At 71.3% G+C, this 22708-nt stretch carries 17 protein-coding genes; 8 read left to right on the top strand and 9 right to left on the bottom strand.

All coding sequences use genetic code 11. The annotated features are described in order from the left end of the window. Positions 1-18: 18 nt before the first annotated feature. Complete coding sequence (locus tag AFR_RS25290; protein WP_158510569.1) at positions 19-3036, bottom strand: fibronectin type III domain-containing protein; 3018 nt, start codon at positions 3034-3036, stop codon at positions 19-21. 160 nt (positions 3037-3196) lie between these two features. On the opposite strand from AFR_RS25290, the gene AFR_RS25285 reads away from it, so the two are divergent. Continuing rightward, on the top strand, positions 3197-4105 hold the full coding sequence (locus AFR_RS25285) for a sigma-70 family RNA polymerase sigma factor (RefSeq protein ID WP_041841114.1): 909 nt from the start codon (positions 3197-3199) through the stop codon (positions 4103-4105). Here the strand turns inward: AFR_RS25285 and AFR_RS25280 are convergent. Genes AFR_RS25280 through AFR_RS25270 form a run of 3 tightly spaced genes read right to left on the bottom strand, consistent with a single transcriptional unit; the run spans position 4102 to position 7667 of the window. Beyond that, entirely contained in the window at positions 4102-5343 is a 1242-nt protein-coding gene (locus tag AFR_RS25280) for a D-arabinono-1,4-lactone oxidase (RefSeq protein WP_023363883.1), read from the bottom strand. The genes AFR_RS25285 and AFR_RS25280 overlap by 4 nt on opposite strands. Before the next feature lie 24 nt (positions 5344-5367). After that, entirely contained in the window at positions 5368-6573 is a 1206-nt protein-coding gene (locus AFR_RS25275; RefSeq protein WP_023363882.1) for a fatty acid desaturase family protein, read from the bottom strand. A gap of 35 nt (positions 6574-6608) precedes the next feature. Then, positions 6609-7667 (bottom strand): ferredoxin reductase, encoded by a 1059-nt coding sequence (locus tag AFR_RS25270; protein ID WP_023363881.1) that lies wholly within the window; start codon positions 7665-7667, stop codon positions 6609-6611. A 95-nt stretch (positions 7668-7762) separates the two neighbouring features. On the opposite strand from AFR_RS25270, the gene AFR_RS25265 reads away from it, so the two are divergent. The 3 genes from AFR_RS25265 (at position 7763) to AFR_RS25255 (ending at position 10701) form a co-directional block, all read left to right on the top strand. Next, the gene (locus tag AFR_RS25265) at positions 7763-8923 is read left to right on the top strand and encodes a PucR family transcriptional regulator (protein ID WP_041841113.1); all 1161 of its coding nucleotides are present in this window, start codon (positions 7763-7765) and stop codon (positions 8921-8923) included. Between the two features lie 176 nt (positions 8924-9099). Then, positions 9100-9999 carry a S66 peptidase family protein gene (locus AFR_RS25260; protein ID WP_041842689.1) on the top strand — a complete coding sequence of 300 codons (900 nt, stop codon included), beginning with the start codon at positions 9100-9102 and terminating at the stop codon, positions 9997-9999. Between the two features lie 129 nt (positions 10000-10128). After that, positions 10129-10701, top strand: coding sequence for an RNA polymerase sigma factor (locus tag AFR_RS25255; RefSeq protein ID WP_023363878.1), 573 nt, complete (start codon positions 10129-10131; stop codon positions 10699-10701). Between the two features lie 8 nt (positions 10702-10709). Here AFR_RS25255 and AFR_RS25250 read toward each other — a convergent pair whose 3' ends face one another. After that, positions 10710-13427, bottom strand: coding sequence for an AAA family ATPase (locus AFR_RS25250; protein ID WP_023363877.1), 2718 nt, complete (start codon positions 13425-13427; stop codon positions 10710-10712). Between the two features lie 48 nt (positions 13428-13475). On the opposite strand from AFR_RS25250, the gene AFR_RS46845 reads away from it, so the two are divergent. Continuing rightward, positions 13476-14072, top strand: coding sequence for a hypothetical protein (locus tag AFR_RS46845; protein WP_023363876.1), 597 nt, complete (start codon positions 13476-13478; stop codon positions 14070-14072). After that, complete coding sequence (locus AFR_RS43900) at positions 14069-15877, top strand: Dyp-type peroxidase (protein ID WP_023363875.1); 1809 nt, start codon at positions 14069-14071, stop codon at positions 15875-15877. Before AFR_RS46845 ends, AFR_RS43900 begins: the two co-directional genes overlap by 4 nt. 1 nt (position 15878) lies before the next feature. Here AFR_RS43900 and AFR_RS25235 read toward each other — a convergent pair whose 3' ends face one another. The 4 genes from AFR_RS25235 to AFR_RS25220 all read right to left on the bottom strand — a co-directional run bounded on the left by AFR_RS25235 (position 15879) and on the right by AFR_RS25220 (position 18998). Continuing rightward, positions 15879-16889, bottom strand: coding sequence for a LacI family DNA-binding transcriptional regulator (locus AFR_RS25235; protein WP_023363874.1), 1011 nt, complete (start codon positions 16887-16889; stop codon positions 15879-15881). A 105-nt stretch (positions 16890-16994) separates the two neighbouring features. Next, on the bottom strand, positions 16995-17288 hold the full coding sequence (locus AFR_RS25230) for a peptidoglycan-binding protein (protein WP_041841110.1): 294 nt from the start codon (positions 17286-17288) through the stop codon (positions 16995-16997). A 142-nt stretch (positions 17289-17430) separates the two neighbouring features. Further along, positions 17431-17898, bottom strand: a complete 468-nt coding sequence (locus tag AFR_RS25225; RefSeq protein ID WP_023363872.1) for a DUF732 domain-containing protein — start codon at positions 17896-17898, stop codon at positions 17431-17433. A gap of 128 nt (positions 17899-18026) precedes the next feature. Then, positions 18027-18998, bottom strand: a complete 972-nt coding sequence (locus AFR_RS25220) for a CPBP family intramembrane glutamic endopeptidase (RefSeq protein ID WP_023363871.1) — start codon at positions 18996-18998, stop codon at positions 18027-18029. Positions 18999-19102: 104 nt separating this feature from the next. Here AFR_RS25220 and AFR_RS25215 point away from each other — a divergent pair, with 104 nt between their 5' ends. Next, entirely contained in the window at positions 19103-19804 is a 702-nt protein-coding gene (locus AFR_RS25215) for an MBL fold metallo-hydrolase (RefSeq protein ID WP_023363870.1), read from the top strand. Between the two features lie 25 nt (positions 19805-19829). Continuing rightward, complete coding sequence (locus tag AFR_RS25210; protein ID WP_023363869.1) at positions 19830-20684, top strand: S1C family serine protease; 855 nt, start codon at positions 19830-19832, stop codon at positions 20682-20684. The last annotated feature ends 2024 nt before the right edge of the window (positions 20685-22708 follow it).

Genomic DNA, 22708 nt, shown 5'->3' with positions numbered 1-22708 from the left:
ACGGCCGGCACCTGATGCCTAGCGGACACCCGCCGAACTCGTCGCCGTTCTGGTCCGGTCGAGGGACTTCTTCTGCGAGCCGGCGGCGACCGCGGCCGGCGGTCCCGGGGGCGCGGCATCGCCGCTGAGGAAGAAGGCCAGGTTCTGCGCCAGCTGGTTGGCGGTGACGGGATCCATCTCGGCGGGCTGGTTCCAGTTGATGTCCATCAGCAGCGTCAGGCGTCCGCCGCCGGAGACCTCGTCCGGGCCCCAGGCAGCAGCGATCGGCACCGCCGGAGCCTCACCGTTGTCCACCTCCGCGATCACGTTCCTGGCCGGCACCCCGGCCAGGCCGCCCGGCGCGTCGACGGTCCAGGTGTCGACGGCGAACGGCTTGCGGGTGACGCCGCCGGGCGCGTCCGCCTTCAGCGGCACCGGACCGAGCTGGGGGAACGGGTCGCCGAGGCCACCGATCTGCAGGGAATCCAGACCGGTGACCAGCTGCTTGACGATCGTGGTGTCGGCGGCGTTGATGCTCTCGCAGCAGGGACGCTCACCGGTCAGGAAGAGACCCCGGCCGCTCTTGACGAAGGCGACGAGCCGGTCGAGGTCGTCGTCCGGGAACGGGCTGGTGCTCACGGCCCAGATCTGGTCGTACCCGGAGAGGTTGTCCGGCAGGTCGTCGTCGGCGTCGATCTCGACCGTGTAGCCGGCCGCCTCCAGACGCTCCTTCAGCCAGGAGGCGCCCGTGGTGCTGCCGTAGTCCCCGGATCCGGCGATCAGGACGTCGGCCCGGCCCGGTTCCGGTTCCTCGGCGGTGACCTCCACCTCGCCGGTCGCCCTGGTCTCGGGTTTGAGGCCGTTCGCGGGGCTGGTCGCCGTGATCTCGTAGCGGCCGGCCTTGTCCGGAGCGGTGTAGACACCGTCCTGGGTGATGGTTCCCTCGCCGTCCTTGACTGACCACACCACGGTCTGGACCGGTGAGCGGGCGACCGTCGCGGTGAACGGCACCGTCCCACCGGCCGGCACGACAGCCTCCGCCGGGGTGACCGTGACACCCATGAACGGGCCGGACTGGTAGAGCGGCACCTCGAAGGAGACGAGCGGATCCCGCTCCCAGTCCGCGATCTTCTTCCCCAGCAGCGACAGCTGGAACCCGGCGCCGATCGAGCCGGAGAGTTTCAGCGTCACGAAACTGTCCGCGCTGGTGTCCGCCTTCAGGTCGATGACCCGGACGGTGATCTGGACGTACGGGCCGACCACGCCGTAGAGCATCAGGCTCATCCGGATGCGCGGCCCGGCGGTGAACTCGGCCGCAGCGAAGACAGTCGGCTGCTGGTACGCCGTACTCCGGGTGTTGATCTCACGAGCGGTGACCCGGGAGTCGCGGGTGCGGATGTCGACGCCCGACGTTGTCGTCTCGCTCACCGAGGTGACGATCCCCGCGCTGATCTTCCCCGAGGTCTCCAGCGTGAGTTCCATCCGGGGGACGATCACGACGGGCACGAAGCCGATCGAGAACCGGATCGGGGTGAAGTCGATCCGGCCCAGCGGGATGCTGCGTTTGATCTCCTTGCTGATCTCCGCCTTGGCCTCGAGCTTGCGTTCCACCGCCACGGAGGCGGTGAAGTGCGACTCGGTGTGCGTGCAGCACCGGACCGAGGCGTCGAACGACACGCTCGGCGTGATCTTCTGCGAGCCGCTCAGGGTGACCTTGCGGTTGCCCTCCTTGACCAGGTCGACGTCCAGCGAGATGGTCAAGGACGGCTGATCGAGCTTGGCCACGCCCTTCGGCGCGACCAGCCGCACACCGTCCCGGGCCGGCGCGAACTGCTCGATGTCCTCCGCGCCCAGTTCGGTGTCGACCGCGACGGCGCCGTTGCTGAGGGCCTCGTCGAGTGACGCCTCGGCGGTGACGACGCTGGTAGTGGCACCGTCCGTTGTCACGCTGACGACCTTGCGCAGCAGACCCAGCGGTGTCTCCTCACTGACGTCGGCGACCAGAACGTTGCCCGGCTTCAGACCTGTGACCTGCGTAGGAGCGTCGGTGAAGGTAAGCGTCTGCCCGTCCGACACGTCGGTCAGGGCCGCCAGGGAGTCCTTGGACAGCACGACGGTGCCCGCCAGCACCGTGACGTCGGGCCGGGTGGGTGCGGTGGTCGCGGGAGCACCGCGTCCCTTCACGTTCCGGGCGCGTACTCCGAACGTGTAAGCCGTCCCGGATCGCAATCCCTTGATGGTGGCCGAGCGGTCGTCCTTCCCCGCGCGGGCGGTGGCGCCGCCGGGCGAGGCGACGATCTCGTACCCGGTGATCGGAGAGCCGCCGTCGTCTCCCGGCTCCCAGGTGACGGTCACACCGCCCCGGCCGGCCGCGGCGGCTCCGACCGACGACGGTGCCGCCGGAGGCCCGACGGCCGGTGTCACCACACGGCTGCGGTCCGAGGAGGGACCAGCGCCGACGGCGTTGACCGCCACGACCGTGAACCGGTAACGAGTGCCGTTCGTGAGCCCGCTGACGGTGGTACTGCGGACGTCGCCGGTCACGGTGGTCTCGGTGTCGCCCGGTACGGCACGGACCCGGTAGCCGGTGATCGGGCTACCTCCGTCGCCGGCCGGGGGCTTCCAGGTGACTGTCGCGCTCTGATTGCCGGCCACCGCGGACACCGAGCGCGCCCGGCCCGGCCTGGTGGCGGCCTGCGGGACCACCGGTGCGGACGGCCTGCTCCGGGCGCCGGTGCCTGCCACGTTCACCGCGGCGACGGTGAACGTGTAGCGCCGGCCGTTGACCAGGCCGCCCACCTGCACGCTGGTCACAGCCGTCGTGGTGATCGTCGCCCCACCGGGCTGGGCGGTGACGACGTACCCACTGACGGGCGACCCACCGGTGCTTTCCGGCGGTTTCCATCTGACCAGCGCGGACCGGTCCTGAGCTGTCGCGGCCACCCTCGTGGGTGGTCCGGGTGCGCGTGCGACCGCCGCGTCGGCGCTGACGGTGACATAGGCGAACGCCGCGATCAGCACCGCGATCATCATCGCGGCGAGCGATGTCTTCTTCATGGACCAGGACCGCATCGGAGACCTTCCGGGAAAGTGATCGGGGTACATCTCCAAACCCCGGCGCCGTCCCCGTGGATACGGTCTGTATGGATGGAAGCGTCGACCGATCATCGAGCTTTCCTCGTCCCGTTCGGCCGCCGCCGACGACCCCAGGTCGGGTATGAACGACGGTGTGGAAGCCGAGGTGTTCGACGAGTTGAGCCGGCGGTATCGGTGGGAGTTGCATGTGCACTGCTATCGGATGCTCGGGTCGTTCGAGGCTGCTGAGGACCATGTGCAGGAGGTGCTGCTGCGGGCCTGGCGGGGAAGGGAGTCCTTCGAGGGGCGGTCGAGTGCGCGGACCTGGCTCTATCGGATCGCGACCAACGCCTGCCTGGACACGCTGAGGAGGACCACGCCGCCGCTGCAGCCGTACCCGGATCAGGTGCTGGACGAGCGGCCCGGGCCGGAGGCTGCGGTGGTGGAGCGGGAGACGATCTCGCTGGCTTTTCTGGCCGCGATCCAGTTGTTGCCGGCGCGGCAGCGGGCCGCGTTGATTCTGCGGGATGTGCTGGCCTGGAGTGCGCGTGAGGTGGCGGAGTTGCTCGATGCGTCCGTGCCGGCGGTCAACAGTGCCGTGCAGCGGGCGAGGGTGACGCTGCGGGAGCGGTGGCCGGGAGGGCGGGAGGAGTGGGCGCCCGCCGGGGAGCCCGGGGCGGAGCAGCGGGAGTTGTTGGAGCGGTACATCGCCGCGCACGAGCAGGCCGACCCCGAGGCGCTGGTCGGGCTGCTGCGGGAGGACGTGGTGCTGAGCATCGAGCCCGGCGTCGGGGAGTGGCACGGCGCGGCCCAGGTTGCTCCGGCCCTGCGTGAGGGCATGATGTCGCGGGGCCGGTGGCGGATGCTGCCGTGGGCGGCGAACCGTCAGCCCGCGGTCGCCGGCTACGTGCTGGCCGAGGGGGACACGGCCTACCGCCCGTTTGTGCTGGGCGTTCTGCAAGCCGAGGGTGGGCGGATCTCGGTGATGAAGGCGTTCGAGGCGCCCGAGCTCTTCGTGACGTTCGGGCTGCCGGTGGAGCTCGGGATCTAGCCGAGGATGTCGTCGAGCCAGGCGTTGCGGAAGGTGCCCGCCGGGTCGTACTCGGCGGCCAGGGCCTGGAAGTCGGCGAAGCGCTCGTAGCGGGAGCGGATCGTCGCCGGGTCCTGGGTGAAGACCTTGCCCCAGTGCGGGCGGGCCTCCAGCGGAGCGAGCTGCTCCTCCAGGGCCGCCACGACCGGCAGGACCCGGTCCGTGTCGGCGATCCAGGTGAAGTGCAGGCCCAGGCTGTCGCGGTGGTAGTTCATGCTCAGCCACAGGTCGTCGGCGGCCACCGTGCGGATCTCGTTGACCTGGAGGACAGGGGCGAGCTGCTCGCGGATGGCGGCCACGGCGTCGATGGCCTCGAGCGCGCGGTCGAGCGGCACCATCCACTCCGACTGCAGCTCGGCGCCGGTGCTCGGGCTGAACTCCATGCGGAAGTGCGGCAGGCGGGCGTGCCACGGGCCGGGGACGCCGAACTGCTCGGTGGAGTTGGTGGCGTCGACACCCGGCACCGGGTGGCGCGGGCCGTCGGCGGGCCGGGCGCCGAAGAACGGGCCGTCGGGCATCGGCTCGGTGCGCTTGAGCCAGGCGTGGTTGATGTCGGTGCTCTGCCAGTTGGTGAAGAGGCTGACGCTGTACCCCGAGGCGAGGATCTCCGGCAGGTTGTCGTCGAGCACGGACCGGGGGAGGTCGTCGTAGACGTACTGCCGGATCTCGAACGCCGGGACGACGTCCAGGGTCAGGGCGGTGACGATGCCCAGGGCGCCCAGACCGACCACGGCGCCGTCGAAGCCCTCGTCGCCGCGGCGCAGCGTGACCAGCTTGCCGTCACCGCGGATCAGCTCGAGGCCGGCGACCGACGTCGCGAGGTTGCGGTTGCGCACGCCGGAGCCGTGGGTGGCCGTGGTGACGGCACCGGCGACCGAGATGTGCGGCAGCGACGCCATGTTGTGCACGGCCAGGCCTTCGGCGTGCAGACGGTCGGCCAGTTCGCCGTACCGGATGCCGCCGTCGACGCGGACCGTGCGGCGGTCCGCGGAGATCTCCACGACGCGGGGGAGGCCGATGAGGTCGACCAGGTCCCCGGTCGTGTCGGCCATCCGGTTGAAGGAGTGGCCGCTGCCGAGGACCCGGACCTTCCCGCCGCCGGCGACAAGGTCCTGCAGCTCAGGAACCGTCAGCATCCGGTGGATCCGGCTCGCGTTGAAGGTGATGTTGCCGGCCCAGTTCTTCACCACGTCACTCACCGGTCCAGCGTAGGCGAACTTCGTTCAGGAGTTGACGGCTACGGGGGTCGGCTCTTCGGCCGGGCGCTGCCACCGGTAGGCCTTGGCCCGCTTGACCTGCTTGGGCCGGGGTGCGTCCGCCGCCAGCTTGGCCTCGCCGCGGTTGGGCAGCGAGAGCCGGAAGACCTTCGCCCAGGCCGAGCCGACCTGCCGGGGCAGGGAGCCGCTGACGTAGGTCAGCTGGTAGCGGTCGAAGATCTCGCGGATCCGGGGCGCGATCTCCTGGTAGCGGTTGCTGGGCAGGTCGGGGAAGAGGTGGTGCTCGATCTGGTACGACAAGTTGCCGGTCATGATGTGCATGACACGGTTGCCGTCGATGTTCGCCGAGCCGAGCATCTGCCGGACGTACCACTCGCCGCGGGTCTCGCCCTCGATCGACGTGCGCTCGAAGGTCTCGACGCCCTGCGGGAAGTGACCGCACATGATCACCGAGTGCGTCCAGAGGTTGCGGACCAGGTTGGCGACGGCGTTGGCCGCCAGGGTGTGCAGGAACGAGCCGGTGACGATCGACAGCGCCGGGTGGACGACGTAGTCCTTCAGCATCTGCTTGCCGATCTTGCGGCGGACCTGCTTGAGGCGCTCCTTGAACTCCGGGTTCGTGCGCCGCTTCTTCGTCTTCAGGTTCTTGCCGAGCTCGAGGTCGTACGCGGCGATGCCGTACTCGAAGAAGCACGCGTTGACGAAGTTCCAGAGCGGCTGGCCCAGGTAGATGGGGTGCCAGCGCTGCCCCTCGTCGACGCGCATGATGCCGTAGCCGAGGTCGTTGTCCTTGCCGACGACGTTCGTGTAAGTGTGGTGCAGCTCGTTGTGCGAGTGCTTCCACTGCTCCGACGGCGACGCGTTGTCCCACTCCCAGGCGGTCGAGTGGATCTTCGGGTCGCGCATCCAGTCCCACTGGCCGTGCATGATGTTGTGGCCGATCTCCATGTTCTCGAGGATCTTGGCCACCGACAGGCCCGCCGTGCCGACCAGCCAGGCCGGCGGGAAGAGCGAGAAGAGCAGGATCGCGCGGCTGCTGAGCTCCAGCTTGCGCTGCACGCTGATGACGCGGCGGATGTACTTCGCGTCGTTCTCACCCCGGCCGGCCACGATCTCGTCCCGGATCGCGTCGAGCTCGCGGCCGAGCGTCTCGATGTCCTCGGCGGTCAGGTGGTCGATCGGGCTGACGCGCTTGCGCTGGATCGTGGTCACGAAGTTCCTTCCGGAGCGGGAGCAGGAGAAGAGGTTCAGGCGTCCAGCTGGCACGGGCCGGCGGCGGCCGAGATGCACGTCTGGACGGGGATGCGGTCACCCTCGACCGCGGTGGTGATCGAGCCGTCGCGCAGGTCGCGGACCGAGCCCTCGGTCATCGGCAGCACGCAGCTGAAGCAGATGCCCATCCGGCAGCCGGACGGCATCAGCACACCGGCGTTCTCACCGGCCTCCAGGATCGGTACGCCGCCCTCGGCGTCGACCACGGTCCCGGACCTGCCGAAGGTGACCTTGCCACCCTCGCCGGCCGCGATGATCGTCGGACGGAACCGCTCGACGTGCAGCCGCTCGGCCGCACCGGCCAGGGCCCAGTGCGCGCCCAGGTCGTCGAGCATCTCGTTGGGCCCGCAGGCCCAGGTGTGCCGCTCGAACAGGTCGGGGACCAGCTCGGCCAGCTCGGTGGTGGAGATCCGTCCATCGGTACGGGTGTGCCGCTCGATCAGGCGGATCCGCCCGTCGGCGGCCAGGGTGCGCAGCTCCTCGCCGAACACGACGGCCTCGCGTTCCGGCGCCGAGTGCAGCACGACGACGTCACTCAGCTCGTGCAGGGCGCTGCGCAGCATGCCCATCACGGGTGTGATGCCGCTGCCGGCCGTCACGAAGAGCACCTTCTCCGGCCGGGGTGTCGGGAGCGTGAACTCGCCGGCCGGGTTGTCCAGGTGCACGATCATGCCGCGCTTGGCGTTGCGGATCAGGTAGTTGCTGACCACACCGTCCCGGACGGCGTTGACCGTCACCGACAGCCGGCCGGGCGCGCAGGTCACGGAGTACGCACGCCAGAGCCGGACACCGTCGACGTCGACGCCGATGCGGATGTACTGCCCGGGCTCGTGCGGCTGCCAGCCGCGGCCGGGCCGCAGCACCAGCGTCACGCTGTTGCGCGTCTCGGGCCGGACCGATTCGATCTTGGCGCGCAGGACACTGGCGTTGCGCAGGGGCGCGACCACGTCGAGGTAGTCCGCCGGCACCAGGGGTGTCGTGATCAGCTCGACGACGCGCCACGCGCCGGACCGCAGGGTCTGTGTTACCGCCATGACACAAGCCTGCGTCGTTTCCCGGGATATCGCCTGACCGGATCAACGTGAATCCGGCCGGGGTTATTGTTCGCAGGGAACAAAAGGAGGCCATCATGAGCGACGTTCAAGACTTCCAGCTGACCGCAGGGGCGGTAGCACCCCTAAAGCAGGCGTTGCCAGCGGTGGCCGCGCAGACCGTCGAGGCGATCACCGACGGGGTGCCCGCGTACGCGAAGGCGTTCTCCGGCCCGCTCGGCCCGCAGATCGAGAAGGCCGTCCGGGCGGCGCTGGGCACGTTCCTCAACCTCGTGTCCCGGCCGGCGGGCCGCGGGCAGGGTTCCCCGCTGGCGCCGGCGCTCGAGGCCGCGTACGCGCTCGGCCGGGGTGAGGCGCGCAACGGCCGCAGCCTGGACGCGCTGCTCGCGGCGTACCGGCTCGGGGCCCGGGTGGCCTGGCGGGAGCTGGCCGCGATCAGCGTGCGGGGCGGGCAGGACTCGGGGACGATCGCGCACTTCGCCGAGCAGGTGTTCGCCTACATCGACGAGTTGTCGGCGGCCAGTGTCGCCGGGCACGCCGACGAGCTGGCCACGTCCAACCGTGCCCGCCGCCGCCACCTCGAACACCTGGCCCAGGTCCTGCTGGCCGGTGAACCGGAGCACGTGGTGCTGGCGGCGGCCGAGCGTGCGGAATGGGCGTCCCCGCAGACCCTGACCGCTCTGCTGGTGCCGGAGCCCGCCACCCGCGCGGTGCTGGAGCTCCTGGACGCCCGGACGCTCCAGGCGGCCGAGGCCGGGCCCGACGAGACCTCGGTGCTGCTGGTGCCCGACGCGCAGGGTGTGTCCCGGGCGCACCTGATGCGCCTGCTGGCCGGTCGCGGCGCGATCGTCGGCCCGTCGCGGCCCTGGCTGCAGGTCCGGGAGTCGCTGGCCCGCGCGGTGCGGACCGCCCGGTTTGCGCCCAGCGCCGGGGGAGCGGTCGTGGACACCGAGGAACACCTGGTCAGCCTCGTGGTCAACGCCGACCCGCAGGCCCTCGCCGACCTGCGCGAGAAGGCGCTCGCACCGCTGGCGGGCGAACGCAGCGCGACGGCCGAGAAGCTCGCCGAGACACTGCGCGGCTGGCTGCTGCACCACGGCCGCCGGGACGAGGTCGCGGCGGCGCTCTTCGTGCACCCGCAGACCGTGCGCTACCGGATGACCCGGGTCCGGGAGCTCTACGGTGACCGCCTCCGCGACCCCCAGTGGTTGCTGCTGCTCACCGTCGCGCTGGCCTGAAGCTGTCGATTTTCATCGATCACCTTGACTCGATGGGACCGGGACGGCACCGTGCCGGGATGACGCTGACTCGCCGAACCCTGCTCGGTGCCACGGTCGCCGGCGGAGGCACCCTCGTGGCCGGTGCCACGGCCGCACCCGCCCAGGCCGCGCCGCGCCGGGCCGTGAAACCGCCGATGCTGCGGCCGGGCGACCGCGTCCGGGTGATCGCCACGGCCTACCAGCCGGACTCACGGCTCGACCGCGGCATCGAGATCCTGGAGAGCTTCGGCCTCGAGGTCGAGGTCGGCGACCACGTCGACGACGTGTACGGCTATCTCGCGGGCACCGACGACGATCGGCTGGCCGACCTCAACGCCGCGTTCTCGGACCCCGGCATCCGCGGCGTCTTCGCGGCCCGCGGCGGCTACGGCACCCAGCGGATCGTCGACCGGCTGGACCTCGAGGCGGTCCGCCGCGACCCCAGGGTCTTCGTCGGCTTCAGCGACCTCACCTCGCTCATGGGCCGCCTGTGGCAGAGCGCCCGGCTCGTGACCTTCTACGGACCGATGGTCAACTGGACCGACTCGCGGACCGGCCCGGTCGAGATCGAGTCCCTGCGCAAGGCCATCATGACCACCGAGCCGGCGGTCCTGACCCGCGACCCGGCCGAGCCCAGCTCCGCCGTGGTGGTGCCCGGCACGGCCACCGGGCGGCTGCTCGGCGGCAACCTGACCATGATCCAGACCGCCATCGGTACGCGCGACCTGCCCGACCTCGCCGGTGCGATCCTGCTGTTCGAGGACGTCGACGAGGCGGCGTACAGCTACGACCGGATGCTCACCCAGCTGCTGCGCACGGGCGCCCTCGACCGGATCGCCGGCGTGGCGATCGGGCAGTTCACGAACGCCGCGAACAACGCCACGTGGAACGCGGCGACTGCGGTGCTGGACCGGATCGGCGGTCTGGGCGTACCCGTGCTGGGCGGCCTGCGGATCGGCCACGGCAACGGCCAGCTGACCGTGCCGCTGGGCGCCAAGGCCACGATCGACACCGCCGCGGGCACCCTGACCGTCGAGTCGGGAGTCACCGCCTGACCTGAGTCGCGCCACCCGCACCCCAGGGTGGTCCGGTGGTCATTCCCAGGGTGCTGCCCGGATCCCCGGGGGTTCTGGAATCCCTAGCGTCAGGGAGTCCGCTCAGGACCCGCACGGGGAGGCGTGATCATGTCGATCGATCAGTACGGCAGCACCCGGGAGCTCGTCCGGGACGCGCAGGCGGGCGGGCCCGGCGCCGCCGACCGGCTCGTTCGTGAGTTCGACCGGCTCGTCTGGTGGACCGTGCGCTCGTTCCGGTTGCCGGCGGCCGACGCCGAGGACGCCGTGCAGAACACGTGGCTGCGGGCGTTCGAGCATCTGGGGGAGCTCCGTGACCCGGACCGGACCGCGTCCTGGCTGGCCACCATCGCCCGGCGGGAATGTCTCAAGCTGATGCGGGCGGGACGGCGGGAGGTGCCCGTCGTGGAGCTGCGGCCCGACGAGCGGGACGATCCGCAGCCGGAGCGGGCGGCCGTCGACGGGCGCATGCACGACTTGCTGTGGCAGCACGTGAACTCGTTGCCGGACCCGGCGCGCGACCTTGTCGTGACGCTCAGCGGCACCGACGCGCCCGCGTACGCCGATTTTGCCCGCCGGAAGGGTATGCCGATCGGGAGCATCGGGCCGACCCGGATGCGGTTGCTGCGCAAGCTGCGGAGCTCATTGGAGCGCAACGGCCTCGGTGTGCACGCGTGGCACTGACCGGAGAGCTAGGCGACGATGCCGGCGAGGTCGGTACGGGACCGGATGTTGGTCTTCCGGTAGATGTTGCTGAGGTGATATTCGATGGTCTTGCGGCTGAGGAACAGTGTGGCCGCCGCCTCGTGGTTGGTGGCGCCCCGGCCCACCACGAGCGCCACCTGAAGCTCCTGCGGGGTGAGGCGGGGCAGGGCGTCCGCCGACCGGCCGATCGTCGAGCCGGTGGCCCGCAACTCGCTGCGGGCGCGGTCGGCCCACGGCTCCGCGCCGAGGCGGGTGAACGTCTCCAGGGCGTCGTGCAGATGTTTACGGGCCTGGGCCCGCTGCCGGTGCCGCCGCAGCCGCTCGCCGAGACAGAGCTGGGTGCGGGCACGTTCGAAGGGCATCAGGGCGCAGCCGGGCGACTCCAGGGCGATCCGGAAGGCGTCGTCCAGCTCTTCCGGTCCCGCCAGCAGCGCGCGGCAGCGGGCCGCGGCCGCGGCGGCCCAGAGACCGCCCGTGCGGTCCTCGAGCTCGTCGAGCAACTCGCGCGCGGCGTCCGTCCGGCCGTCCCTGATGTACGCCTCCACGAGGTCGAAGACCCACGGCACCACAGCGGGGTCGTGGATGTGCGCGACGACGGGCAGCGCCCGCACCTCCTCGAGTCGCGCGATCGCCGTGCTGGTGTCACCCTCGCTCAGCGCCAGCAGGCCGAGCTCGTGACCGGTGTAGAGCGCCATGCAGTCCACACCGAGGCGACCGGCGACGCTCATGGTGCGCTCGACCCGGCGGCGGCAGTCGTCGGGGCGACCCTGGACGGCGTCGAGGCGCCCGGCGAAGAACAGGCCGTACAGGTCGGCCTGGCGGGTCTCGCTGGCCAGGCGCAGGCTCTCCGCGGCGCTCACCCTCGCGTCGTGCCAGCGGCCGGTGCGGAAGTGCAACTCGGACTCGATGCCGAGGGCCTGGGGCAGCACCCCGAGGGCCCCGGCGGCGCGGGCGGCGGTCACGACCCGGTCCAGCAACTCTCCGGCGCGGTCGTAGTCCTCCAGCCAGATCCAGGTCAGGGCGGCGTGGCAGAGGTCCTGCGCGCGTACCAGGGGATCGGCGAGGCGCAGCTCGGCGTGACCGGCGAGCAGGAGCTCGGCCGCCGCCTGCCGCTCGCCCGCCAGGGTGAGGCCGCCCGCGAGGGCGACCGCGGCGACGAGCTGCGGCGCTCCGCCCGTGCGGGAGGCCAGCTCGTGGCCGCGGCGGACCACGGCCTGGAGCTGCTCGATGTCACCGACCATGAAGTACGGGATGCACGCGTCGGAATACATCAGCGCGGCCCGGCCCGGATCGGCTTCCTCCACGGCTTCGGCGGCGGCGACGAGATACTCCAGGACGGCGTCGGGCCGCTCGCGCCACATCCGCACGTACGCGCTCATGTGCTGGACCAGGGCCCGCCGGCTCGGGTCGGTGGTGAGTGGCAGCGCCTCGTCGAGCAGCGGAAGCACCTGGTCGTTGCGCCCGGCGAGCTGCCAGCAGCGGGCCGCGCGCAGCAGCCGCCGGGCGCGGTCCGGGCCGAGGCTGAGCCGGGCGGCCTGCCCGAACGCGCGCGCCGCCGCGACGTAACCGGCGCGGCTGCTCGCCCGCAGCGCGGTCTCCTGCAGCGTGGTCGCGACGGTCTCGTCGGGGGAGAGCGTGGCGGTGGCGAGGTGCCAGGCGCGGGCGTCGGCGGCCGCGTCACCGGGGACGTTCGCGAGGGCGGTCGCGAGGGCCAGGTGCGCCGCGCAGCGCTCGTCCATCGTGGCGGCGTGATAGACGACCGAGCGCAGCAGCGGGTGCCGGAACTCGGTGCGGCGGTCGTCGATGGTGATCAGGTCCTGGGTCTCCGCCGGGGCGAAGTCGCGCAGCCCGAGACCCGTGGCCTGCGCCGCGAGCAGCAGGATCCCGGTGTCACCGCCGACCGCGGCCGCCGCCAGCACGAGCGCCCGGCGGGTGGCATCGGGCAACTCCGCCAGCCGCGCCTGCAGGGCCCGTTCGATGCGGGAGCCCGGCGGCACGTACGGCGCGGTGACGCCGTCGTCGTCGGCCGTGCCGGGGTGTTCACGGCTCAGCTCGATGACACCGAGCGGGTTGCCGGCCGTCGCGGCGTGCAGCCGGGCGGCGGCACCGGGCGGGCCGGCGGGCAGCGTGGCCCGGCACAGCTCGTCCACGTCCTCGATGGAGAGGCCGGAGAGCGGCACGTGCTGCGCGCGCAGGTCGGCGGCGTCGGCCGGGTTGCGCGTCGCGACCAGCAGCGCGATGCCGTCGGCGTGCAACCGCCGGCCGGCGAAGAGCACCGCCTCCCGGGAGGAGGCGTCCAGCCATTGCAGATCGTCCACGACGATCAGCAGGGGCGAGGTCTCGGCGGCCGCGGCCAGGATGCCGACGGTCGCGGCGCACACCGTGAAACGGTCACCGGCCACCGGCGGGCCCAGCGCGAGGGCACTGCGCAGGGCGGCGGCCTGCGGTGCGGGCAGGCCCGGCAGGCCGTCGAGCACCGGGCGCAACAGGTCGGCCAGGCCCGCGAACGGGATCTCCGACTCGTCCTCCCACCCGCGGGCGGTGAGCACCCGCAGCCCGGTGGCATTCTCGATCGCGTAGCCGATCAAGGTGGTCTTGCCGATCCCGGGCTCACCGGTGATCACCAGAGCGTCACTGCGACCGTCGCGCGCACCTGTCAGAAGACCGTCGATCAATGCACGTTCGGCGGTCCGTCCGAGCATCATCGGCCGAGTGTATTCCCGCGCGAGCAGCGCGACGGAGGGACCGCCAGCATGACCGAGACAACCCGGACACCCCCGGACCGCGACACCTATCTGTCGCGGGTGGAGGGGCGCAGCACACCGCTGACCGTGCTCACGCCGATGCCACGCCGGTGGACGCCGCTGCTGCGCGGCTTCCTCTTCCTGCGGCATCTGATGGGCGCACCGGCCGATCTGAAGAAGATGTCCTTCATCCACTTCGCCCACTGGTCGGTCATCTCCCGCTTCCCGGGTCAGAAGAGCCGTTCCCGGTACGCGTACCTGTTGTTCCGCAGCGACTTCAACGGTGCGTGGGGCAAGTACATCGACGCTTTCTCGATCGAGATCCCGCTGCGGATGGCGCTGATCTGGGGCTGGTCGTTCGGGTTCCCCGGCGCGCTGCCGCCCGGGCCGTTCCGCCACTACATCGCGGGCAACAATCTGCCGGTCCAGCACTACTTCTCCGCGTACCCGGAGTCGGGGGTGACCGAGATCGCGGCGGCACTGCGGGTGCGGGACGCGTACGAGAGGCATCTGGGGGAGACCGCGCCGGAGGAGTTCCCGGAGGCGTGGCGGCGCTTCCTCGCCGAGGTTCAGCAGGACCTCTACAGCTGGGAGAACGGATCGTGAGCGTCGGTACCCGGTCGGTGACGGTGTTCGCCCGCATCGCCGACGGTCGTGCGGAGGCGGTGCGGGAGCGGCTGCGGGCGTACGAGAAGGACAGTCCGTTCGCGCGGGTGGCCGGGACGCACTTCGCCCGGCTGGTGGTGATGGAGCATGCCGTCCCGCAGGAGCGGCCGACGGTGTGGCGCCGGCCGGCACGGCTGCTCGACCTGCTCGCGCACTTCGGGCGCGGGCCGCGGCCGGACGACCTGCCGCATCCCTACCTGATGATGACCGCGACCGTCGACGGTGAACCGGCCGACTTCTTCCGGCGGCTGCGGCACCTGGGCCCGGACGCGGACACGATCTGGGGCGACTGCACGGACTACCCGCGGCACTACGAGGAGGCGTCGTTCGTCGCCTTCTTCACCGAACGCAGCGTCCGCGCCAATTACACGTTCGCCGGGGCGCCCGACGGGTCGGTCACCGAGATCCGGGATGCGTTGCTGCTCCGCAAACAGCTGGCCGCCTTTGCCGCGACGGCCTCGGACGTCTCCGACGACGCACTGCTGCGCCGCTTCCGCACGGCGACCGAGCCGGTCGTCTCACCGGTTGCTGCACCGGGGCCGGAGATCGAGGCCAAGGACGTCCAGGGCCTGGTGCTGCGCGGGTTCGGGCACCACGGTGTGTCGGCGCACCTGTTCCTGCGGGTCACCTCGGGCGAGGACGCCCGGCGCTGGCTGAGCACGGTCGTGCCCGAGGTGACCACGGCCGCCGAGATCCCCGACCGGCCGGACCGGGCCCTGCACCTGGGCCTCAGCCACTCCGGACTGGCCCGCCTCGGTGTCGCGGACTCCTCGTTGAACGCCTTTCCCGAGGAGTTCCGCGAGGGCATGTACGCCCGTGAGGACGTCCTCTCCCCGGGCCGCGGCACCGGACCGTGGCAGGCGCCCTTCGACGGCCCCGGCGCCGTGGACGTGGTGCTGCTGCTCTCGGCGACCGACAGCACCACGCTCGACCCGTGGCTGGACCGTCTCCGCCAGGACCTCGACGGCCTGGTGCCGGCAGGCGAGCAGCGGGGTGCCCGCCTGCCGGACTTCGTCGAGCACTTCGGGTTCGCCGACGGGCTGTCACAGCCGCGCGTCGCCGGGTACGGGAAGGACGGGCACGGTGAGGTGCTCCCGGCCGGCGAGTTCGTGCTCGGTCTGCCCGATGTGGACGGTGACACGGCCGGGCGCGGACTGCCTTCCGGGCTGACCCGCAACGGCAGCTTCCTCGTCTACCGCAAGCTCGAACAGGACGTGCCCGCGTTCCGGCAGCTGACCGAGGCCGCCGCCGGACCGTTCGCCGACGGCGCCGAGGACGTCGCGGCCGGGCTGGTCGGCCGTCGCCGCGACGGTGCGATGCTCTCGCCGTGCCCCGCCGGGGCGCACGTGCGTCGCGCCAACCCGCGCGACTCGCTGCCCGGTGGCACCAAGCTCACCCGGCGGCACCTGATGCTCCGGCGGGGGATTCCGTACGGGCCGTACCTGCCGCCGGGTGCGGACGACGACGGCGCCGACCGCGGTCTGCTCTTCCTGGCGCTGGTCGGTGACCTGGGCCGGCAGTTCGAGTTCGTGCAGACCGAATGGCTGGCCGACGGCAACGTCTTCGGCCGCGGCGCCGAGGAGGACATCTTCACCACGGCCGGCGGCCCGCGGGCGCGGATCCTGCTGGAGGGCTCACCGCCGGCCTACGTCAGCGTGCCGCGGCCGCTGGTGACCTGCCGGGGTGGTGAGTACTTCCTGCTGCCGGGTCTCGACGCGCTGCGCTCACTGGCCACGACCGCTTGACTCAGGCGGCGCGGGGCCCGCTGCTCTCGCGGACGACCAGGGTGGTGGCGAGCTCGATGCGGTGGCTGTCGAGCCGCTCACCGTTGATGACCCGCAGCAGCATGCGGGCGGCGGACACGCCCATCTCGCGCAGCGGCTGGCGCACCGTCGTCAGGGCCGGCGCCATCCAGGGCGTGAAACTGAGGTCGTCGAAGCCGACGACGCTGCACTGCTCGGGGATGCGCAGGCCGCGCTCGCGGGCGGCCGAGTAGACGCCGGTCGCCTGCTGGTCGCTGCCCGCGAAGATCGCCGTCGGCGGATCCGGCAGGGCGAACATCCGCCGGGCCGCCTCGAGACCACCGTCGTGGTGGAACGGTGCGTACCGGACCAGGTCGCGGTGGGCGCCCAGACCCGCGGCCTCCAGCGCCGACCTGTACCCGGCGACACGCGCGCGGGTGCACAGCAGCGACTCCGGGCCGCCGATCGCCGCGATGCGGGTGTGGCCGAGACTGATCAGATGTTCGGTGGCGGCGTACCCGCCGGCAAAATTGGTCGTGCCGACCGACGGCACCTCGGGCGGCGGGGCGGACACACCATCGACAACAACGAAGGGAAGGGTGCGCCGGGCGAGCTCGGCACGCTGGTCCTCGTCCAGATCGGACAGGACCAGGATCGCGCCCTGCGAGGCCCTGGACAGCAAGGACTGCATCCAGCGCCGCGTCAGGCTGGCCCGGTTGTGGACCGCCGACACCGCGAGAGTGAGCCCGGCCTCCTCGGCCACCTGCTCGACGCCGGTCAGGATGGCCAGACCCCAGTTGCTGTCCAGATCGTTGATGACCAGGTCGATGAACTCACCGCGCCGGTTGCTCCGCCGGGGCGACCGCGGCCGCTGATAACCGTGCTCGGTCAGCAGCCGTTCGATGGCCGCACGCGTGTGAGCAGCAACATCACTGTGTCCGTTGAGGACCTTGGACACAGTGGGCACCGAGACGTTGGCCTCTCGGGCAATTGTCGCCAGCGTGCAGCGTGCCACCGTGGCCACCTCCTCGGCTCGCCGGAAGCCACAGTCTGATCACCCGCGCCGCCGTTTCCAAGAAGTTTCGAAACTTCTCTGCGGTTATTTCGGTGACGACGGCGGTCAGGCGGCCGACAGATACTCGAAGCGGCGCAATTCGCGCGCCTCCTTGGCGTACCGGGCGAGCAGATGGACGGTCCGCGGGCCGGCCACACCGTCCTGCCGGAGCCCGACGCGGGTCTGGAAGCGACGGACCGCCGAGTCCAGCTCGTCCTCGGTCCCGCCGACGACCAGACCCAGGTCGGCGAAGAGCTGACGCACCGAGGCGGGGTCCGCCGCCGGTGCCTGACCGTCGGTCCAGCCGATCAGGCCACCGACGGCGGTACCGACGACACCGAGCACTCCACGAGCTGACATCTTGACCTCCAGGGATGGTGGCGGGGGTACTCACCAGCATCCGGAGATCGCCTGTGAACGGCATCTGACCAGGGGCTCGACCTGCTGTGGACCGGCTGCGACTTTCGGCCGATGCCTGTCTGCAACCTGGGAGCCGGGCCGGTCAGAACTCGCCGAGACGCCTGTCCTGATCGGGGCAGACGGTGGTGATCGCCAGCTTGATCAGCCGGTGGGCGTCGGCCTCGCCGGTGCCGAACCGCTCGGTCCCGGCCACGACCGCACCGGCGTCCTTGCCCGCGACGAGGGCGCTGCAGGCCTGCTGGGCGAGGCCGGCGAGCTCCTCGTCCCGGTGGTCGACGGCGACCTCGGGCAGCTCGTCCTGCACGACGGCCACGAAGCCGGAGACCCCGCCGCTCTTCTCCGAGGCTTTCCGGGCCGCGGTGGTCCGGGGGGCCGCCGGTGCCGTTGAGGTCGCCGGTGCTGCCTGTGCGGTCGCTGTGCGGCCGGCGGCCACCGGCTCGGTCGTGGTGGTGGCAGGCACCGGCACGGTTGCCGGTTCGGCCTTCTCGTCCTCACCGCAGCCGCTCAGAACCAGCAGCAGTGCCGTCGCGATCAACCAGCGTTTCGCCATTTTCCACCCCACTCGTCCGATTTGCGCCGGGCAGACCCTAGCGGGAGTGCGCGGGTGGAGTGGCGGCGCGCCCACGGACGGCGGACGGCAATTCCCCGGGCGGGTGAAACACCGAGAGTTCCGGATCTTTACCGGTACCCGGCCAGCATTCGCGGTTCGGCGTGCTGGCCGCTTTCGATCAGATTGGTGGTCCTTTCCGCGGGCGTCCGGGTGTCCAGGCCTCGCCGGCGGGCCAGCCGGAGCACCAATGCCGCGTACGCCAGCAGCACCGGCACGTCGACCGCCACGAACTGCCACGGCATGTCCGCAGCGGTCTCGTCGACGGTGAGGTCGCCGAAAGCCGCACCGAGCAGGCCACTGAGCAGGTTGTTGAGCACGTGCAGGGCGATGGCCGCCTCCAGGCCGCCGGTGCGGACGGTCAGCCAGCCGATGACCACACCGAAGACGACCAGGTCGGCGAAGCCCCACGGCGTACCCCAGCCGTGCAGCGCCGCGAAGACGAGGGCCTGGACGGCGATCGGGATCCACGGACTGCGGCACACCGTTCCGACGGCCTGGAGCAGCCAGCCGCGGGTCAGGTACTCCTCGGCCGCGGCCTGCACCGGCACGACCAGGAGCAGCACGGCGGTCGCCACCACGAACGGCCCCCAGCCGGCGAGCGCCGTGTCGAGCCCGACGTCCTCACCGGTCGCCGCGGCGAGCGTGATCCCACCGCCGAGCAACGCCACCACAGCAACGGCCGCCACCGGCAGACAGGTGAGCAGCCACCGCAGTCGCAACCGGCCGGTCACTGACGACAGCGAACCGGCCGGACGCCGCTGCACCCACCGCGCGGCGAGCAGCGTGACCGGCAGGAACACCGCGATCATCAGGAACGCGCCAGCCAGATCGGTCAGCGGCCCGAAGGAGGACAGTCCGTCCGCGTTCCGGGGCCGCCCCGCGACGAGACCGGCGATCTCGAGCACTCCGATGAGGAGCAGCATGAGCGCGCCGCCGCCGACAACAACCAGCACGGTGCCGACCAGCGGACGCCACCAGCGGTGCGCGGCCGTCCGGGCCAGCCGATGGTACGGAGTGAGCGGAGGAGCGGGGATCAGCATGCGAGAAGTCTCGTGCCGGACACCCCTCCCGCGGATCGGGCCACAGCCGGATTCCGGCCCCCAACCTCCGATATAGAAGCGTCCCGGGATGGGAGGATCGCGGCATGCGCGAAGTGGTCGACGGAGTCTTCGAACTGGGCATCGGATACGTCAACATGCACCTGGTGGTGACCGACGACGGGGTGGTGCTGGTCGACACCGGACTCCCCGGCAAATCGGCGAAGATCGACCAGGCTCTGCACGACCTCAGCCGCAAGATCGGCGACGTGCGTACCGTCCTGCTCACCCACCACCACCCCGACCACACCGGCAACGTCGCCGACCTGCGCCGCCGCTCCGGCGCCCGGGTCATCGCCCACCAGGCCGACGTGCCGTACGTCACCGGTGACAAGCGGGCGGTCATCAAACACCCCGTGCTCAAGGTCGTCAGCCTTCTCATGGGCAAACCCGAACTGTCCCCGGTCGACGACGTCATCACCACCGACGGGTCGTCGCCGCTGCCCGGCTTCACCGCACTGCACACACCCGGCCACACCGCGGGGCACGTGTCGTACCTGCTCGATCGTGACGGGGGTGTGCTCTTCACCGGCGACGCCGCGGCCGGCAAACGCGGCGGGCAGGTCGGCAGCACCCCGAAGATGGTCTCGGACGACCTCGCCCAGCAGGCCCGCAGCGTCGCCCGCCTCGCCGACCTCGACTTCGAACACGCCGTCTTCGGCCACGGCAACGCCGTCTCGGGGCGTGCGGTCGACCGCTTCCGCGAGTACGTCGTACAGCGAACACACAGAGGGCTCACCGGTAGCTGACAACGTGCCGGGCAACAGTGGTTCCATGACCGATCTGCTCGCCCGGCCCCCGTACAGCCAGGACGCCCCGCCGCCGTTCCCGCCGCTGCCCCCGAACGCCGTCAGCCGCCGCCGCTGGCCCCGCCGCTTCGCCGGCGGCGCCGTCATCCTGGCCCTGATCGCCGGCGGCGGCACCGCGGGCGGTCTGATCGCGGACCACTACGCCGGCACCACCCCGGCCGCGTCCACCGTTGTGCAGGCAACCGGCACCCCGGTGGTGGCCCAGAACAACAGCCTCGCCGCCGTGGCCGCCAAGGTCTCACCCAGCATCGTCACCGTCGTCCTCGACAGCGCCGCCGAGTCGTCCCTCGGCTCAGGTGTCATCCTCTCCGCCGACGGCCTGATCCTCACCAACAACCACGTCGTCGCCTCCGGCGGCACCGCCAGCGTCCGCCTCTCCGACGGCCGCACGGTCCCGGCCCGCGTCGTCGCCACCGACACCACCCACGACCTCGCCCTGGTCCAGGCCACCGGCCTGTCCGGCCTCATCCCCGCCACCTTCGGTACGAACGACAGCGTCGCAGTGGGCGACACCGTCCTGGCCTTAGGCGCTCCCCTCGGCCTCGAGGGCACGGTCACGTCCGGCATCGTCTCGGCCCTCGACCGCGAAGTCAGCACCGGCCCCGAAAAGCTGACAGGCCTCCTCCAGACCGACGCCGCCATCAACGAAGGCAACTCGGGCGGCGCCCTGGTCGACACCTCCGGCAACGTCATCGGCATCAACGTCGCAATCGCCACCGCCGGCGACGACAGCACGGGGAACGTGGGGGTCGGCTTCGCCATCCCGGCCGACACCGTCACCACGGTCATCAACCAACTCGAAGCCCAAGCGTCCCGCTGACCCCTCCCGCCGGCCCGGGTGCCCACCTTTCTCTGACCGCCCCTGACCGAGCTGACCCGAACACGCCCTGCGCTGCGATTGTCGCCAGGCCGCAGTTTCCGTTGAGCCCTCGTGCAAGGAACGGGCTTGGGGTGCGGCGCGGCTGCTTGGATCCTGCGAGGGGCGACCCCGGTGAGCAAGTTCCCGCGAGGGACGAGCTTGCGGTTGGGGGCCGCGCGGCTGCTCGGGTCCTGCGAGGGACGAGCTTGCGGTTGAGGTGCGGCGGGGCTGCTTGGATTCTGTGACGGGCGATCCTGGTGGGCAGGTTCTGCGAGGGACGAGCTTGCGGTTGAGGTGCGGCGGGGCTGCTTGGATTCTGTGACGGGCGATCCTGGTGGGCAGGGTCCTGCGAGGGGCGAGCTTGCGGTTGAGGTGTTGGCCGGGTCGGTTGGTTTCGGCGAGGGACGAGCTTGCCTTTGGGCGAAGGTTTCGTCTGTCCCCGCGAGGGACGAGCCGCACCGCTCTGTGCGGCTCAGGTTCGCAGCCGCCGCATGCTGATCTCGGTCTGGCGCCTGTGCGGGAAGGCGCGGCTCGCCGCGGCTGGATAGGCGGCCCGTGCTCGTCCTGACGTAAGCCCGACTTCGTTGTAGTTGGGCCTTCACGAGTCCAGGTTTCACCCAACATCGCTGATGTTGTGTTGACCTTGGGGCGCCCGCACGATCGGCTTCACCGCGGCGGACGTCCGCTGGCGGCCACCGCTCGCGGTGGCGGCGGCTGGCCTGGGCGTTGGGTTCGGCGGGGGACGAGCTTGCTGTTTGGGTGAAGGTTCTGTCTGTCCACGCGAGGGACGCGCCGCACTGCTCTGCGGCTCAGGTTCGCAGGCTCCCCATGCTGATCTCGGCCTGATGCCTCCGTGCGAAGGCTCGGCCCGCTGCGCTTGGGTAGGCGGCCGTGCTCGTCCTGACTTAGGCCCGACTTCGTTGTAGTTGGGCCTTCGCGAGGCCGGGTTAGGACCAACATTGCTGATGTTGTGTTGACCTTTGCCGCTGGCGGCCACGGCTCGCGGCGGCAGGGCGTCCGGCCTGGGCGTTGGTTCGCGAGGGACGAGCTTGTCGTTGGGGTGAAGGTTCTTTCTGTCCTCGCGAGGGACGCGCCGCACTGCTCCGCGGTCCAGGTTCGCAGGCTCCCCATGCTGATCTCGGCCTGATGCCTCCGTGCGAAGGCTCGGCCCGCCGCGCTTGGATAGGCGGCCGTGCTCGTCCTGACGTAGGCCCGACTTCGTTGTAGTTGGGCCTTCGCGTGGCCGGGTTTCGACCAACTTCGCTGATGTTGTGTTGACCTTGCCGCCGGCGGCCACGGCTGGTGGCGGCAGGGCGTCCGGCCTGGTGCCTCTGCGGGAAGGCGCGGCTCGTCGCGCCTGGGTAGGCGGCCGTGCTCGTCCTGACGTAGGCCCGACTTCGTTGTAGTTGGGCCTTCGCGAGGCCGGGTTAGGACCAACATCGCTGATGTTGTGTTGACCTTGCCGCCGGCGGCCACGGCTGGTGGCGGCGGGGCGTTCGGCCTGGCCGTGGGTTCGGCGAGGATGCATCGGTGCGGTCGTTCGGCCGCCGGCACCACGGTGGGGCGCCGCTTCTCATGCGGAACGAATTCGACTGTCGACCGCCGGGCTCGATGGGCAAGGGCAGTCCTTCGAGCGACGGGGTCCCGGTGGCCGATCGGGCGTTCGGCATCGGGCTCGACAGCAAACCACCAGCCAAACCGAGGCGCTTGGGAGGTCGAGTCGGTCGGCTGCGCCGGGAGCGTTGAGCGCTGGGCAGGTTGGGCTGGTTTGCGCCGGGAGCGTGGGGACGCTGCGCCGGGAGCGCGGGAGCGCGGGAGGTTGCGCCGGGAGCGCGGGAGCGCGGGAGGTTGCGCCGGGAGCGCGGGAGGTTGCGCCGGGAGCGTGGCAGTGCGTCCGAGGTCGGGTCGGTCGGCTGCAGCGGGACCGTGAGAGTGCAGATCGGTGGAGTAGGGGCCGGGCGGTCGGGAATCTACCCGTCCGCCCG

Source organism: Amorphoplanes friuliensis DSM 7358 (genome assembly GCF_000494755.1).
In the GTDB taxonomy this organism is placed as follows: Bacteria; Actinomycetota; Actinomycetes; order Mycobacteriales; family Micromonosporaceae; genus Actinoplanes; species Actinoplanes friuliensis.
The sequence above is the reverse complement of the archived record's forward strand: the minus strand, read 5'-3'. Positions and strand labels throughout refer to the sequence as shown.